Annotated in this window: 13 protein-coding genes; 9 read left to right on the forward strand and 4 right to left on the reverse strand. The window is 35.1% G+C overall.

Annotated elements, in window-relative coordinates:
• Positions 1 to 90 precede the first annotated feature (90 nt).
• The gene (locus D5R40_RS10555; protein WP_124144238.1) at positions 91 to 390 is read right to left on the reverse strand and encodes a DUF2103 domain-containing protein; all 300 of its coding nucleotides are present in this window, start codon (positions 388 to 390) and stop codon (positions 91 to 93) included.
• A gap of 62 nt (positions 391 to 452) precedes the next feature.
• Between D5R40_RS10555 and D5R40_RS40925 the strand changes: the two genes are divergently transcribed.
• The 6 genes from D5R40_RS40925 to D5R40_RS10580 all read left to right on the forward strand — a co-directional run bounded on the left by D5R40_RS40925 (position 453) and on the right by D5R40_RS10580 (position 9,453).
• Positions 453 to 587 (forward strand): hypothetical protein, encoded by a 135-nt coding sequence (locus D5R40_RS40925; RefSeq protein ID WP_275670324.1) that lies wholly within the window; start codon positions 453 to 455, stop codon positions 585 to 587.
• Positions 588 to 1,136: 549 nt separating this feature from the next.
• Positions 1,137 to 1,568 (forward strand): cupin domain-containing protein, encoded by a 432-nt coding sequence (locus D5R40_RS10560; RefSeq protein ID WP_124144239.1) that lies wholly within the window; start codon positions 1,137 to 1,139, stop codon positions 1,566 to 1,568.
• A gap of 131 nt (positions 1,569 to 1,699) precedes the next feature.
• The gene (locus D5R40_RS10565; RefSeq protein WP_124144240.1) at positions 1,700 to 2,818 is read left to right on the forward strand and encodes a DegT/DnrJ/EryC1/StrS family aminotransferase; all 1,119 of its coding nucleotides are present in this window, start codon (positions 1,700 to 1,702) and stop codon (positions 2,816 to 2,818) included.
• A 723-nt stretch (positions 2,819 to 3,541) separates the two neighbouring features.
• A complete protein-coding gene (locus D5R40_RS10570) occupies positions 3,542 to 5,347 on the forward strand; it encodes an LA_3751/LA_3752 family putative glycosyltransferase (protein ID WP_124154623.1) in 1,806 nt (601 codons plus the stop codon).
• 699 nt (positions 5,348 to 6,046) lie between these two features.
• On the forward strand, positions 6,047 to 6,811 hold the full coding sequence (locus tag D5R40_RS10575; protein WP_124144242.1) for a polyprenol monophosphomannose synthase: 765 nt from the start codon (positions 6,047 to 6,049) through the stop codon (positions 6,809 to 6,811).
• Between the two features lie 776 nt (positions 6,812 to 7,587).
• Complete coding sequence (locus D5R40_RS10580) at positions 7,588 to 9,453, forward strand: HTTM domain-containing protein (protein ID WP_124154624.1); 1,866 nt, start codon at positions 7,588 to 7,590, stop codon at positions 9,451 to 9,453.
• A 286-nt stretch (positions 9,454 to 9,739) separates the two neighbouring features.
• Here the strand turns inward: D5R40_RS10580 and D5R40_RS10585 are convergent, their stop codons facing one another.
• Both D5R40_RS10585 and D5R40_RS10590 read right to left on the reverse strand, forming a co-directional pair.
• Positions 9,740 to 11,872: a tetratricopeptide repeat protein gene (locus D5R40_RS10585; protein ID WP_205127635.1), complete on the reverse strand. Its 2,133-nt coding sequence runs from the start codon at positions 11,870 to 11,872 to the stop codon at positions 9,740 to 9,742.
• A gap of 105 nt (positions 11,873 to 11,977) precedes the next feature.
• Entirely contained in the window at positions 11,978 to 12,475 is a 498-nt protein-coding gene (locus tag D5R40_RS10590; RefSeq protein ID WP_124144244.1) for a hypothetical protein, read from the reverse strand.
• Positions 12,476 to 12,938: 463 nt separating this feature from the next.
• Here D5R40_RS10590 and D5R40_RS10595 point away from each other — a divergent pair, with 463 nt between their 5' ends.
• On the forward strand, positions 12,939 to 13,694 hold the full coding sequence (locus D5R40_RS10595) for a choice-of-anchor K domain-containing protein (RefSeq protein WP_124144245.1): 756 nt from the start codon (positions 12,939 to 12,941) through the stop codon (positions 13,692 to 13,694).
• A 129-nt stretch (positions 13,695 to 13,823) separates the two neighbouring features.
• On the opposite strand, the gene typA is transcribed toward D5R40_RS10595, so the two are convergent.
• Entirely contained in the window at positions 13,824 to 15,614 is a 1,791-nt protein-coding gene (gene typA / locus D5R40_RS10600; RefSeq protein WP_124144246.1) for a translational GTPase TypA, read from the reverse strand.
• Between the two features lie 461 nt (positions 15,615 to 16,075).
• Between typA and D5R40_RS10605 the strand changes: the two genes are divergently transcribed.
• Positions 16,076 to 16,489, forward strand: a complete 414-nt coding sequence (locus D5R40_RS10605) for a SufE family protein (RefSeq protein WP_124144247.1) — start codon at positions 16,076 to 16,078, stop codon at positions 16,487 to 16,489.
• A gap of 619 nt (positions 16,490 to 17,108) precedes the next feature.
• Positions 17,109 to 17,411, forward strand: coding sequence for a helix-turn-helix domain-containing protein (locus D5R40_RS10610; protein WP_124144248.1), 303 nt, complete (start codon positions 17,109 to 17,111; stop codon positions 17,409 to 17,411).
• Positions 17,412 to 17,476: the final 65 nt, after the last annotated feature.

The following is a 17,476-nucleotide window of genomic DNA, read 5'->3' on the forward strand; positions in this document are numbered from 1 at the left end:
ACACTTCCCACACTTCCCACACTTCCCACACTTCCCACACTTCCCACACTTCCCACACTCCCCCGCTCCCCCACTACTGAAAAGCAAACTCTATTTAGTTAAGACATAAGCGATCGCCTCCTCTAAATCTTCTTGAGTTAAGCTAGTTAACATAAACACTTCTTGAACAGTTTTTCCTTGTCTAGCAATAAGTTTAAAACCACCTCTAATAGGCACTGAAACTTTTAACTTCATGTGGGGAATATGACTTTTGGACCTGCTGATAACTCCTGGAGTAACAGTTTCAATACCCTGACGTTGAGTTAATTTCTCTAAAATAGGAATCAACCCTTCAATATGAGTAGAATGATTCCAAACTAGACGACCTTTAGATTTTGATGATTTTTTCATAGGACTTTCTCCATCTGTATATCCTCAGTCTACTGAAAGGGAGAGACTAGAGGCAAAAAAAAATGGCCCGATACATAATTTGGTTGTGGTGCATAGTAATGGTAGATAGAGTGTGGGGGGATGGGGAGATGGGGAGATTGAGTAAAGATGCTGAGGATATAGAGGGAAATATTTTTCTCACTGTTGTCTTTTCCTGACTATAAATAGTAAATTTCACCACAGCTAAAGATGAAGAGAAAGAAAGGAGCGATCGCAACTTGACTTGAGAAAAAAGTCAAACTCCCTGTTTACTTTCTTACACAATGCTGGGCAAACAAGGAAGCATCATATTCGGACAACTTGTTTACTCTTTATTTGGATTTAGACTTAGACCTGGACTGGGACTAACTCATATGTACTCCGCAATGTCTTGAGCCTATTTTTTGATTTTGAACAGGTAATGAACATTTTGAACAGGTAAGTGAACATTTTGAATAAGTAAATGAACGGATAGGTGAGCAGAAAAATGAACGATTAGGCTAGAATTTTTGTGGTATTATTAATGAGGAAGCCAAACTAATTTATACAAGACTTACGCGTCAGGTAGGAAAAACTAGGATTTGAGATTGCTGTCCGTTGCGGACTGCTCCACAAACCCTGTTGGTCACTTTGGAGGGAAATACCTTGTACTGTGTAAGTCCTATGTATATATCAAGTTTATTGAGGCCTCACAAAATCATAAAATTACATGATCAGGATATTTACTTATGATTAAACAAATCATGTATCACAATGAAGTATTAGCGATGATTATTCCGGCTGATTTTAGAGAGCCTGGAATTCATTTTTTCACCCCAGATAGCTATTCTCAACAGCTAGCTTACATGAGACACCCTCAAGGCAAAGAAATTCAACCTCATCGTCATAATATGGTAAGGCGAGAAGTTTTTTATACTCAAGAAGTTTTACTAATCAAGGAAGGAAAATTACTAGTAGATTTTTACAATGACCAACAGGAATATCTTGAAAGCCACATTTTAAATAAAGGAGACGTTATTTTACTAATCAAAGGTGGACACGGCTTCAAGATGTTAGAAGAAGTAGAAATGATTGAAGTAAAACAAGGCCCTTATGTAGGAAATCTTGATAAAACCCGCTTTGAACGAAGCGATAATAGTCGAGAACAAGTTCTAGCATAATACCAAAATCCGGTGATTATAGACTGATTGCCTAAATTACTTAATCCGCTTTATACAAATGTTTTGAATATTTTTAATATAGTTATATTAAAGCGGATTTCGTATAAATTTAAATTGTAAGGTAAAGAAAAATGACAGAATTTATTCCTGTGAATGAGCCTTTACTAAAGGGAAAAGAAAAGCAATATTTGAATGAATGTATTGATACTGGTTGGATTTCTTCTGAAGGCTCTTTTGTTAAACAATTTGAACAAGCTTTTGCGAATCGTGTAGGTAGAAAATATGGTATTGCTGTTTGTAATGGTTCAATGGCAATTGATGCGGCAATTACTGCTTTAGGTATTGGTGAAGGAGATGAGGTTATTCTACCTACTTTTACTATTATTTCTTGTGCGGCAGCAATTGTTAGAGCAGGTGCAATTCCTGTTGTAGTAGATTGTGATTCTACTACTTGGAATATTGATATTAAGCAATTGGAAACTAAAATTACTCCGAAAACTAAAGCTATTATGGTGGTTCATATTTATGGATTACCAGTAGATATGAATCCAGTATTAGAAATAGCTGCAAAATATGGTTTAAAAATTCTTGAAGATGCAGCAGAAATGCACGGACAAACTTATTTTGGTAAACCTTGTGGTAGCTTTGGAGAATTGAGTACCTTTAGTTTTTATCCTAATAAACACATTACCACTGGTGAAGGAGGAATGATTGTTACTGATGATGAAATACTAGCTGAAAAATGTCGGTCTTTGAGAAATCTTTGTTTTCAACCACAACAACGTTTTATCCATGAAGAATTAGGTTGGAATTTACGCATGACTAACCTACAAGCAGCATTAGGTTTGGCACAATTAGAAAGGTTAGATGAATTTATCCAGCGTAAGCGAAATATGGGTAAACTTTATACTGAACTTTTAGCAGATGTTTCTGAATTAGAATTACCTCTGACAAAAACAGAATATGCTGATAATATTTACTGGGTTTATGGGGTTGTACTCAAAGATTCTGTTTCTTTTGATGCTAAAGAAGCAATGAAAAAATTGCGCGAACAAAAAATAGGTACTCGTCCTTTTTTCTGGTGTATGCACGAACAACCAGTATTCCAAAAAATGGGATTATTTAAGCAAGAATCTTGCCCTGTAGCTGAAAATATAGCAAGACGTGGATTTTATCTTCCTAGTGGTTTAGCTTTAAGTAACCAACAAATACAAACAGTTGTAAAATCATTAAAAACAATTTTTGCTTAATTATATTAATAGGTATTTAGGTGTTATATTATGTCCGGTTGAATAGTTATAAATAATAAAGGAGGAAGACCGAGTCAGGAAGACCGAGTCAGGAGGGAAAAAGAGGAGAAAGTTTTTTCATCACTAATTATCCGGACACGATATTATACCATTTATCAAGAGTAATGCTATATTTGGAAAGTGTCAAAATAAGCCTCAAAATAGCAAAGATGATTAAAGGCTTACATCACGTCAATAAATAGTATTTAGAAATAGAAATTTCAAGTAGAGCAAAGTTTTTGAGAATTGGTATTAGGTTTTCAAGTCGTAGGTTTTATACCAATTTAAAAAAAGAATTATACAAAATGGAAAGGTAGAGATTTATGCTTAAATTTTTAACCATTCAGTCGCTAGCATTCTGCCATGAAATTTCATCATTTATTGTATTTAAACGAGGAATTAAAATTAAGATTGAGCGATAATTAAAAGCCTGGGAAAAGGATTAATCATCAGCTAACTTTAGCTATTTATGTTTATTTTCATTGCTGATAACCCAGTTCCTCTGCAGGAGGCTATCTGACCGCTAATAGCTGTTTGCACAGCATTCCGCAGGAAATGCTTACTTTAAAATTAGCTCTCTCCAATGGTAGAAGCTACCTCTTTATATAATTTCCCCACCCTTTTTTTTCTTCTTTATTTCTTCCTTCTTCCTTCTTCCTTATTTTATAAATGGATGACAAATTTATGATAATTATCAAAGAACAATTATCTTGGCTAATAATATTAGCAGGAATTATTTATTCCTTGTATTTATTTTCTCAAGTCGCTTATGGTGCATTTTTTAATGGTGATTCTGGACTAAAAGCTTTATTAGCAAAACAATTAAGTAGTGGTAAATTGCGTTTTGACTTAATTCCATCTGAAGAAAAATGGGTGAAAGAACTTTGGAATCAAGGACTTTATCCCTATGAAAAACCGTTTGTTTTTTGTTTAAATAATCGCTACTACATTTCTTTCCCCTTTACTTTTTCTTTAATTACTGCGCCTTTCTATAAACTTTTTGGTTATAGAGGTTTATATCTGATTCCTGTAGTTTCTACCTGGGTTGTTTGGATAACTTTTAATTTAATTTGTCAATCTTTGAACTTTAACGTTATTAATACAAATCTAGGATTAATTGCTCTAATTTTTGCTTCAAATCTAACTTTATATAGTGCGATGTATTGGGAACATACATTAGCTATTGCCCTTTGTTTTGCGGGAATGAGTTTTTTCTTTATCCCTCAAATGTCTATATTTAATGTCATCATCACTGGATGTTTAGTTGGATTATCAGTTTGGGTTAGATCTGAATTTTTCGCTATGGTTGGTGCTTTGACAATAGTTGTTATTTTACAAGCATTTTCTCAAAATAATTTACTAGCAGCTTTAACAAATTCCAATAATTTCAACTGGCAGGATCTATATCTGAATTTGCAAGTACCAGTTTTCTACTTAATCAGTATGTTTTTGGTGGTCGGTGCTTTTTTAGTAACGAACAAAATTATTTATGGATATTTTTTAGGTCTTCATTCTCTGTTAGTGCTGGAAGAATTTTCCCTATCAAGAAGAATCGAAGAATTTAAAATAATTATTCAATTTTTAACTAAGTCTTTAATAGAATATTTTCCTCTAACCATTTTTCCTATATTTTACATTCTGTTATTTGGCATAGAAAATTCTCCTGATTTATTGAATGTTAATTTAATGATTGCTGCCCTTGTGTCAATAGGCATAATAATAACAGGATTTCAATTCATCAAAGGAGGTGTAAGAGAACTAAAAAATCAAATAAAAAAATGGTTGATTCCTTTGATAGCAACAATTTTATGGTTTTATTTCATGGGTCAAACAAGTGTAGAAGTGAATAATCAGATAACAATTATTTATTTGATATGTTTATTTTTTGTGGTAGGAGTATCTCTTTTAGTTGATATAGCACCTGATGAATTTACAGTTGGAGGAAAACAATGGGGACCAAGATATTTATTAATCCTTCTCCCCCTTATTTCTTTGATGGTGATTGAACAATTACAATACTTTCAAAATTTATCATCAACTATATTCTATTATGTTGCTTTATTTACTGTTTTGACTTTTGTAGCTTTAGGCATATACAAAAACCTATATTTAGGAACAATATACATAAATAAAAACAGCAAAGATATTGAGCCGACAATTCAGTTTTTAGCTAAAAATACTGACCCTGTGGTTGCTGTTTCTCATCAACACGCAGCCCAAGCATTAGAGTTTTCTTTGCCGTCAAAAACTTTATTATTTCGTGCTGAAGAAAGCAAAGATTTATTAAATTTAGCTCAAGCATTGTTACAAAAAAGCTTAGATAAATTCACTTACATTTGTTATCCCCATCGTGTCTGTCGTCCATTAACAGAAGCCACTGAAAAACTTCAATTTAGTCAAAATAATCAATTATTTCAGGTGAAGTTAAATAATTTAGGAACCCATGGTAAATATCCTATTTATCAAGGAGAAATTGTTGAAATAAGTTAAGATAGCAATTCTAATATTGGTGAGGTACAAAATTCGTTTGTTTTAGGGAGTAGGGAGTAGTAATTCGATAAACAGGGGATATAAAAAAACAAGGTAGTGGTGCATTGTAATGGTGGTCTATTGTAATTATGTTGGTCAAGGAAACGGTAGTGGGAGCATTTTGCTCCCATGAAGCAGCGCTATTCATCCTCATCTACCATTACTATGTAGGACTACCAAAAAGAAAAACAACTGTATCTCACTAATTTAAGAAACGCTATATACATTTATTTTGGAAATAGTAAATATGAAGTTTAAAGGGAACATAAAATAGGGAAAATAGGGAAATAAAGGAGATGATATAAGACACAGAAATGAAAAATTTTATTATGCCTAATTAATGAGACTTGACCAGAACACTCTTTTTAAAATCTATATCTATAATTTCCAATTTAAATGCGCAACAGCTTAAAGCAATTAAGTTTTTCAAAATAGGTAAGAATTTAGCTATTAGCTGCCAGCTCTCAGCTCTTATAAGGGGAATTTAATATATAGACTTTAAAAGCTGCTTTTATAGTAAAATTTAATTCTCATTCAATTAGTAAAGCTTTTATCTAGAACTAAAAAGAAGCAATAGCTGATGGCTGAATGCTGACGGCTGTTTGCGCAGCATTCCGGAGGAAATGCTTACCAAAATAGTAAAAAAATAAAAAAAAAATTATGTCTAATCAATTAGTTTGCACTGTTTTACCTACTTTCAATGAAAAAGATAATATTCGTCCTTTAATTGAAACTTTAATAGCTAGCGTGCCTCATCCTTATCTCATTTTAGTCGTAGATGATAATTCTCCAGATGGTACTTGGAAAATAGTCGAAGAAATTGCCCATAATTACCCCCTTTCTCTTCAAGATGACAGTTTTAAATCTGGTGTAGAATTAATTAAACGTATTGACGAAAAAGGTTTAACTTCAGCAATTCAAAGAGGAATAAATGAAGCGATCGCTACTTATGATGCTAAAATTATTACCTGGATGGATTGTGATTTATCTATGCCACCAGAAGATGTACCTAAGTTAGTCAAAGTAATAAGAGAAGGGAATGCAGATGTGGCAGTAGGTTCTCGTTGGATAAAAGGTGGAAAAGATATTGCTCATGGTATGATGGCTCGTATCTTAAGCTGGATTATCAATAATTATGCGATGTTATTTCTGGGTAATCAAGTACATGATTATACCAGTGGTTTTATTGCAGCACGAAGTGAAGTATTAAAGAAAATTCCTTTAAAAGGTGATTATGGAGAATATTGTATTGATTTATTATGTCGTTCTTTTCGTTTAGGTTATCATTTGGTAGAAGTACCTTATGTTTGTGTACCTCGCACTACAGGAGAAAGTAAAACAGGGATTAATTTGTTAGATTATTTAGATAAAGGACGTGATTATGTAACAACAGTTTGGCGACTTTGGCGGCAAAAAGAAGCTTAACGAAGTCAAAATTCAACAGTCAAAAGTCAAAAATAAAAAGTTAGAAGTTACAGTATATTTCGGGGAAATAAAGTCAGAAGTTACAGTATATTTCGGGCAAATGAGGTACAGGTTAATTAATTGATAATTACCTCTCGTTAAAACCGTCCTTCCAATAAGAGCGCGAACAAAAAACTTTCTCCTTTTACTACTCTTTCTTCTTCTTTCTTCTCTCCTGACTCCTAAATAATTAAGATTAATATCATACACTAATTCACCAACGCCAAAATAGGTAGTTTTGCTAATCTGTCTTGTACAAAACTTCTTGATAATTAATCGCTTAATAAACCATAATTATTGCTCTGCTGATTAAATATAAAAGCATTGACAAATAAAAAAAAGTTGGGTGCATCTCAATGCGTGAATAAAGCCAAAAATTTATCGCTTTTAGGGAACAGGGAACAGGGAATATATAGGAAAAAAGTATTTTTTTTTGCACATATTAAAGATACACCCTATTAATCCCTATTTATTGAGTACAATTACTTATCGCTTAATTGAGATGCACCCAAAAAGTTCCTTTTTGGAATCGAAAAAAGTGCAAATTTATCAGCTATTCATGCTCAAAAAGGAGCGTATTTTAGGCAAAAGTTGGGCAGAAAAATCATTCTTACAATTCTTACTTCTACCTCCTCGCTCCCGAACCATTTCTCCTGTCTCCTGTCTCCTGTCTCCTGTCTCCTACCCCCTACTAAAAGACTTTTTCAGCAAACCCATAATTAATAATTCGGTAAATTATGAGCAAACCCAATTTTTTTTCTCTTTTAAAATTAGATGAAATTATCGGTTTAGATTTACGATCGCTTGCCATATTTCGGATTGGTTTAGCGTTAATGACCCTTACGGATATAATTATTCGTTCTCAAGCTTTAAATGCTCATTATACTGATAATGGACTTTTACCACGTTCTGCTCTAATCGATATGCTTAATCCTTGGGATTGGTCAATTAATTTAATTAGCGGTCATCCCTTCATACAAGGATTAATATTTGCAGTAGCTATATTCTTTGCTTTAGCTATGTTATTCGGTTATCGTACCAGACTAGCAACTATTGCTACTTGGGCATTAATAATCTCTCTAAATAATCGTAATCCAGTATTAATTTTTGCCGCAGATCATGTGTTGCGGGCAATGCTTTTTTGGTCAATGTTTTTACCATTAGGTGCTTGTTATTCAATAGATAGTGCCCTTAATTCTGCCCGTAATCCTTTACCTAAAAGAGTATGCAGTGGAGCAACTTTAGCTTTTTTAATTCAACTTTGTTATATCTATATTTGGTCGGCAGCTTTTAAAACCAAAAGTGACATTTGGTGGCCTGATGGAGACGCTGTTTATTACTCATTAAGTTTTGACCAATATTCCACAGCATTTGGTCAATTTTTATTGAGTTTTCCTCAAGAAATTTTAAAATTACTGACTATTTCTGCACTGATTTTTGAGTGGGTTGGTCCGTTAATCATATTTATCCCTTTTCGGAATGCTTTATTTCGTTGTATAGCAATAGTTTCTTTTGTCTTATTACATATTGGTTTTGAACTATGTTTTCACATCGGCATTTTAAGTTATCTAAGTATTGTTAATTGGTTAGCATTAACACCTAGTGTAATTTGGGATAAAGCAGAACAAAAAATAGAAAATCAACAACGTCAAGGATTAACCATTTATTACGATGCTGATTGTGGTTTTTGTAAAAAAGTAGTTTATTTATTGCGTACCTTCTTAATTTTGCCGAAAACCCCTATATTAATGGCACAAGATTATCCATCTATTTATGAGGATATGTTAGCCGAAAATTCTTGGGTAGTAGAAGATTGGCAACAAAATCGTTACTTCAAATGGGAAGGAATAATTTATGTAGTGAGTTTATCTCCTTTATTTAGTTTTCTTGTACCTATCTTAAAATGGCAACCTTTAAAATCTTTAGGTACTAAAATTTATGAAACAATTGCTTCTAATCGTCAATTTGCAGGCAAGTTTACTGCACCTTTAAAATTTCGACCAATTGAAGTTTGCCCTTCCTTAATTTTAAACCTTATTACTATTACTTTACTTCTACTTACTACGATGTGGAATTTTAGAAGTTTTGTCAAACAAACCTATGCTTCGCGTCAAGAGCAGAAAAATGATTGGATTACAGCTAGTCATAAACTACTAAATAGACGAACTCTTCAATATATTCATCCTATTGGTTACATGACTCGTTTAGATCAAACATGGAGTATTTTTGCTCCGGCGCCCCCCAGAGATGATGGTTGGCACGTCATTGAAGGTAAGTTAAAAGATGGAAGTACAGTTAATGTTTTAGCAGAAGAACAACCAATTAGTTGGGATAAACCAAATATTAAACAGCGCCAAGAACTTTATGAAACAATTCAATGGCGAGTTTATTTTATTACTCTTAACCGTGCAGTAGGAAAAAAATTATATCCTGATTATGCAGCTTATCTTTGTCGTCAATGGAATTCTACTCATAAAGGTCAAAAACAATTAGATGGTTTAATTATTTACTATATGGATGAAAGAACTGTACCTCCTAATGAAATACAAACAGTTGAAAAAACAGTTCATTATGAAAAATCTTGTTCAAATAAGAGCGAATAGTTAGGGTTTGCGCTCAAAAGTCTTTTAGTAGAGGTAGGAGACAGGAGACAGGAGACAGGAGAAATGGGAATGAGCGAGGAGGTAGGAGTAAGAATTGTCCCTCAATTTTTCTGTCCGAAGGTTTGCCTTTTATGCTAACTTTTTGAGGGTTTTAGACTAAAACCAGCGCACTTTTTGGGGATTAAAGAAGGCTCAAACCTTTAGTTGTCAATGCTTTGAGATTATAACGGTAAGCCCTAGTTATATCATGTCCGGATAATCAGTTATAAAAAAGCCTTCTGCCTTCCTAAATTGCTTCATTCTCCATTTGTGACAAAATCTGCAAACTCCTTTCATCTGATAACTCCTGTTGACGACTTTCCCTGGCAACTTGCTGCAAAAATTTGAGATAATTCTCTAAACCAGTCTGACTATTAGGATGTTCTTGTCCTAGTTGTGAAAACAAAATAGCTAAAGCTTGCAGATATAATGGTTTTGCTTCCGAGTATTTCCCTTGAGATTCATATAATCCTGCTAAGTTGTTGAGGTCTCTGGCAATATCTGGATGATTAGGAGGCAGGGCGATTTTGTCGATTTCTATGGCTTGTTGATACAATGGTTCCGCTGCTTGGTATTTCCCTTGAGAATAATATAATTTTGCCAAGTTGTTGAGACTGGTGGCAATATCTGGATGATTAGGAGGCAGGGCGATTTTGTCGATTTCTATGGCTTGTTGGTACAATGGTTCCGCTGCTTGGTATTTCCCTTGAGAATAATATAATTTTGCCAAGTTGTTGAGACTGGTGGCAATATCTGGATGATTAGGAGGCAGGGCGATTTTGTCGATTTCTATGGCTTGTTGGTACAATGGTTCCGCTGCTTGGTATTTCCCTTGAGAATAATATAATTTTGCCAAGTTGTTGAGACTGGTGGCAATATCTGGATGATTAGGAGGCAGGGCGATTTTGTCGATTTCTATGGCTTGTTGGTACAATGGTTCCGCTGCTTGGTATTTCCCTTGAGAATAATATAATTTTGCCAAGTTGTTGAGACTGGTGGCAATATCTGGATGATTAGGAGGCAGGGCGATTTTGTCGATTTCTATGGCTTGTTGGTACAATGGTTCCGCTGCTTGGTATTTCCCTTGAGATTTATATAAACCTGCTAGGTTGTTGTATAGAGTCGCAACATCAGCATTATCTTTGTCTAAACATTTTTCAGCTATTTCCCTACACTTGACTAACCAAGTTTCTGCCTGTGAGTAAAATCCTTGATATTCATAAAAGCTACCCAATTTAATAAAAGGAACAATCAAATCATCATCGCTCAAATACTCAGTCAAATGTTTTGCCACTTCCTCAATATGGGGAATACCAACTTCAACTTCCTTTACTTGCTCCCGTGTAATATTCTGGGGAATTTTCCATGCCGCCCCCACCATCCCCACAACAAAACCACGTTTCAACTCATCCACCCCTGGATATTCTCTCAATTTCATCTGCAAAAATTTCCGCACCAGAGGATGCAAACTATAAACCCCAGACTCAACATTCTTAACTAAATGGAGATTTAGCAGATCCCCAAGAGCAATTTCCCACACTTCCAACACTTTATCATCTTCTATCCTATCCAAAAACAAACGAAAAGGTGCCAAAGCATACAACCCCAACAACAAACTTATTACTTGAGTCTGAGCATCCAACCTATCCCAACTCAAAGCGATCGCCTCTGCCACACCATGAGGATAATTAATCAACTCATTAGCAGACATTGCCCGATGTTCCAGACTTTTTCCCTGTAAACGCTGGAGCATTTTTGTCAAAGCTGAATTATCTCTATTCAAAGACTCCCAATACTCATCCAAATACCGCCCCACCAATTCGATCGCCAGAGGCAAATAACCCAACCATTTCAACAACTCCCTTGCCTTTGCTTCCTGGGGTTCCTGCAAAACTCTATCTCTACCCAATATAGACTTTAACAACTGCATCGCTGCCAAAGGTTTCAACACATCCAGAGGCAACTCCCGAAATGCCTTGCCAAAACTTTTACGGGTAGTCAGCAGTACCCGAAACCGAGATAAGTCTGGAGGCAAAAAAGGCTTTACCTGAGATTTGTAGTCAGTCACATCATTATAAATAAGTAACGCCTCCCCCTCAGACCAATTTTGCCAACAGTAGCGCAACTTTAAATCTTCCTCCTCCGGTAGAATAAGTCCGAGATTATTCTCAGCAAACCTGAGTATCTGAATACCCACATTTTCTGTAGGTACTTCCAACCAACAAATACCACCAGGGTAAGCAGACTTATTAGCATGAGCGTATCGACGGGAAAGTTCCGTTTTACCAACACCCCCCATTCCAGAAATAGAAGCAATAGCAACCCGTTGATGATTTTTTAGCAATTCGTGGAGTTGGGCAAGTTCCTTTTCCCTACCCACAAAAACTTTATTATCTAAACCTTCCTCCCCAGGAATATAGTATTTTTGGTTAGGATGTTGAAATTGGGTACTTTTCTTTATCGGTGCCCTTCCCGACGACTGCTGTCAAAAGGTAACTTGACCTTGAAACGTGGGATTTTGAATAACTACATTATTATTATTATCCGTACTTACAGAATTATTATTATTATCCGTATTTACAGAACCCCCAGTAATACTGCTTCCCTGAAACAAAGCACTAATTTTCTGAGCAGTTATCCCTTGAGACTTTATTTCTTCCAACTTCGCCTCAAGATTTTTCACATATTCTGGATATTCCTCTTTAGCAACCGCAACTACATCAATAATATCTTGCTTAAGTTCAGGGTTTTGATTTGCCACTGCCTCCATTTCCCGTATCGCTTGCTCAAAATCTCCAGGAAAAGGATTTTCCCGTGCAGGTTTCAAAGCAGCAAAAGTATTCGCAGGCATTCTTTTTATCCCTTGCCATAACTTACCCAAATTTTCGGTAGTCTTTTCTCCTAAACCTTCCCCTGTTTTTTCCACATATTTAGTTAAAAAGTGGTAGGCGATCGCTACTGCCGTCAGTTCTATCGGTTCCATTTTCCAGAGTCCTTTTTAGATAGTTAAAAGTAGCTTCTTATCCTAAAATATCGATTCCGGAAAATTATAGAGTTTAATAATATTAGCAAATACAAATAGAGGTACTGCATAAGCACTTTCAATAATTAATAATTAATAATTAATAACTAACAATTACCTCTCCTGGAAAAGAAGAGGCTTTAAACCTTAATTATTCGGTAAGTATTAAACCGGACGCGATATAAATATCTTGATAATTAGTTATCATGAAAATTCAATAGTCAATATTCTATATCCTATTTCTACAAATTTGCCATTATTTATAGAAATAGATAGAAATAGAATGAATTTTTTGCAAGATTCTTATTGCGTATTTTTACTGATTTTATAAGTGTTAAACTGAATTATATAAGTTCTCTGTCCTATTCAAATTTCAATCCTGATATTGCCTCAGAGAAATCAAAAAAAGGAGAGTAAATCAATAATGAACATACCTAAACTTTTAACAACCTTAGTAGCAACTACTACTATCTTATTTGCAGCAACAGAAAACGCCCAAGCTATTACTTTTTCTGGAACATCATCTGGATCTTGGGGTTTACCCGTTGTATCTACTGGTGTAGAATCTCTCTCCGATGAAAACGGTGGGACAAATAACAGATTAACTTGGGGAATTGCTGCCACTACATCGTTCAGAAATTATGTTCAGTATGATGGCTTAAGTTTCAGCACGGATGTAAATACTTTATTTGCTGTTGGTGATTTAACTTATCGTAATGGTGTTACTTACTATGGTTTTAATGGAGACTTTCCTCTAGAGGTTGAACTGTCTTTTACTAATCCTTTCAACAATGCAGAAAGCTTCAACTACACCTTCAATATTTTCAATACTCCTAACATCTACAACGACCCAGTTTTAGATGGAGATATACTTCTTTTTACTGCTAATGGTCTGACAAATGATTCTTTTAACTTTGCTGGAGTAGATTACACGTTGAAATTAGCTGGTTTTTCTAGTGACGGTGGTAATACTTTTCTTGGTGTGTTTAATTCCCCAGAAGATTCAGTAGCAAATGCAATATTATATGCTGAAATTATCAAGGTTGATGTTCCCGAACCCACAACAATAATTGCTCTGGGTTTATTCGGTATTTACTTAACAGGTTCATTACACATCTCTAGAAAAGAGGCAACAGGCAACAGGCAACAGGCAACAGGATACATAATTGACAGTTTATAGATAAGAATTGCTTTTATTTTTGGAGATGTCTATGTTGTCGCTCAAGTGCAACGTCAGGAGGATATCAATCAATTGTTATTAGCAGTGTCAGTCTAGTAGGGTGTGAAGTTACACACCCTACAAAATTAATTATCTCTTCACCAACTTCTTACTCACCTTCCGCAACCGAACTGACTCAGGAGTAATCTCCACCAACTCATCCGGTCCGATATATTCCAAAGCTCGCTCCAAACTCATATCCACAGGCGTTTGCAACTGCACCAATTCATCCCCAGTTGCAGAACGATGGTTAGTCAACTGCTTAGTTTTGCACACATTCAAATCCAAATCTTGAGGACGGTTATGCTCCCCTACAATCATACCCTTATAAACCTTAGTACCAGGAGTAATGAAAAACACTCCACGGTCTTCAGCATTTTTCAACGCATAAAAAGTTGCCACACCTTCCTCAAATACAATAATCACCCCATTGCGTCGCGCCTCAATTTCACCAATAAACGGACGATAATCTAAGAAACTGTGGTTCATAATACCTTCCCCGCGAGTCAAACGCATAAACTCACCCCGGAAACCAATCAAACCACGAGCAGGAACAGAAAAATCTAACTGAGTACGACCATTTGTACCCACCTGCATATTCTGCATTTCACCTTTGCGTTGACCTATTCTTTCAATACAACCACCAACAGCATCTTCAGGAACATCCATTACTAAAAGTTCAAATGGTTCGCATGGTTGACCATTTACTTCTCGATAAATAACTTGAGGTTGGGAAACTTGAAACTCATAACCTTCTCGACGCATGGTTTCAATCAAAATACCTAAGTGTAGTTCCCCACGACCAGAAACAGAAAATTTCTCTGGAGAGTCAGTTTCCTCTACTCGCAATGCAACATTAGTTTCTAACTCTCGCATCAAGCGATCGCGCACTTGTCGAGAAGTTACAAATTTTCCTTCCTTACCAGCAAATGGAGAGTCATTTACAGAGAAAGTCATTTGCAGAGTAGGTTCATCTACTTTAATTAAAGGTAGTGCTTGAGGTTCGTTAGGACAAGTAATAGTTTCACCAATATTAGCATCACTAAATCCAGCAACTGCCACAAGATTACCAGCAGCAGCTTCTTCAATGTCAATGCGTGCCAAACCTTCAAATCCCATTAGTTTGGAAATTTTTGATTTGACAATACTCCCATCTTCTTTGACAATTGCTGCTTGTTGCCCAGACCTAATCACACCATTATGAATGCGACCTACAACTATTCTGCCCAAATATTCTGAATAGTCGAGAGTTGTTACCTGCAACTGTAGAGGTTTTTCAGGGTCTCCCACTGGTGGTGGGACATGGTCTAAAATAGCATCGAACAAACATTGCATATCTGTTGACTCTACATCCAGTTCTTTTTTGGCGTAACCTGCCAAACCAGAGGCAAATAAATATGGAAAATCACATTGATCGTCATCTGCTCCCAGTTCTATAAATAGGTCTAGAACTTTATCCACCGCAGCGTGGGGGTCAGCTCGGGGACGGTCAATTTTGTTAACAATAACTATTGGCCGTAATCCTTTTTCCAGAGCTTTTTTGAGGACGAAGCGAGTTTGAGGCATTGGGCCTTCATTAGCATCAACAATGAGCAAACAACCGTCCACCATACCAAGGACTCGTTCTACTTCTCCTCCAAAGTCAGCGTGACCGGGGGTATCAACAATATTAATTAGAGTATCCTTGTATCTTACGGCAGTATTTTTGGAAAGAATTGTAATCCCACGTTCCCTTTCCAAGTCGTTGGAGTCCATTACACAATCAGGAACCTCTTCCCCTTCGCGGAAGATACCGGATTGTTTGAGGAGTGAGTCAACTAGGGTTGTTTTGCCATGGTCAACGTGGGCGATGATGGCTACGTTGCGAATAGGAAGAGACATAAGAAGTTTTGATTACAACTATTAGTGTTAAGTTTATTTAACTATTGTACCTGACAGAAGACAAAGATGGGCTAAGTGTAATCTTCAAATTATTTTCAAGTCTCACTATTACTATTACTATATTGGTAATAATTTCATTAGCATTCATACTTACTTATTTTCATTTATAAGTATTTTCATATTAAGTATAAACTTTAGTTCACAAATAAAAAGTGATGTAATTTACTTTTGATAGCTTCTTTGAGTTGATAGTTATTTTTATACCTTTTATAGATAAAAATTGGCATCTAATCTAAATAGCAAGTTCATTTATTTATTCATTCCTTAAGCTTGTATTTTTTGCCAATAAATCTGATATTTAATTAAAGATTTATTTAAGATTTTCTACAATTTACTTCGCACAAAAAATCTGTTATAATTAATTGATTACACAATTACTTTTATTTGTTTGAGTGCTATCTATGGCTTTACCACCATCATTAGAACGTATTGTTAAAAAATTCCAACGGGCATCTTCTAATAAGTTGCGCTATGAACAACTGCTTTGGTACGCAAAAAAATTACCTGATTTTCCAGAAGCTGAAAAGATACCAGAAAACAAGGTTTATGGTTGCCAATCTCAGGTATATATTACTGCCAATTTAAATGATGGTAAGGTTTGGTATCAAGGTGATTCTGATGCTCAGTTAGTGAAGGGATTAGTGGCCTTATTAATTGAGGGAATTAATGGATTAACTCCTGAAGAAATTGAGCAAATCACTCCAGATTTTATTCAAGAAACAGGTTTAGCAGTAAGTTTGACTCCTTCCCGTGCTAATGGTTTTTATAATATTTTTCAAATGATGAAAAGTCAAGCTAATGTATATTCAAAATAACCTAGTTAAAGATTATCTAATAGACATCTTCATCAAATAGGAAATAGGGAAAAGTAATTGACAATTTCTTGATAAGAATTGATTTTATTTTTAATTTTTGGAGAGGTCTAATATATATAATTGAAAACACAAATAATTGACTTTTTTCTGAAAATATAGTACGTATGCTCTCCGTTCCCACAATATATTAACCGAGAATGGAACAAACCTGCACTTTGTATAGGATGCTATTAATGGGAGAGTAATTCCCATTGACTGAAAAAATGGGTCTCAAGCCTTACCCTTTGAGGACGACTTTTCTATTAATTTTTTAGCATTTTCAATTTCTGTTTCTGGTATAGAGTCTATCCACTCTTCAACAATTTGAGTTAAACTTTTGTCCTCCAAAGATGTGTCAACCTGCCCTGAATCTTTTCAACAACTTAGTTTGTTTGATTGATGGTCGGGGAGGATATTAACCAGACACTATACACTATAAATAATAAATTGAGTCTTTTTTTAAAAAAACCTAGACAATTCTATTTTAACAAGTTTAAAATAAGATAGTTTAATTAATTCTCTAAATTAGTTTTCAAAAAAACTTATACTGTAGATGATTGCTGGAGGAAACATAAAAGATATGGATATGGAAGCCCTGAGAGAACGTGCGGGGCTTACCCGTGCAGAAGTAGCAGATCGACTAGGAATAAGCGAAACCAGTGTTCGTAACTGGGAAACGGGGCGTACAGAACCAACAATGACTCCCCAAAAGTACCTAGAAATTCTGGATATTTTAAAATGTACTCCAGAAGAATTAGCAGTAGCTAGTGACAAGTCCATTAGTCAACGCCACAAGCGCAAACCAGGTAGACCAAGAAAAATGATCGACAATAATAATGGAGCAAGTGAGGTAAAAAGTGCAGAATCAGCAACTGGCCATTAATGAAATTGGTGATTAAAAAATCAGCAAGTGATCGGCACAAATTTTAATTTTGCCTTGAGTAAAGT

Source organism: Okeania hirsuta (assembly GCF_003838195.1).
Classification (GTDB): Bacteria; Cyanobacteriota; Cyanobacteriia; order Cyanobacteriales; family Microcoleaceae; genus Okeania; species Okeania hirsuta.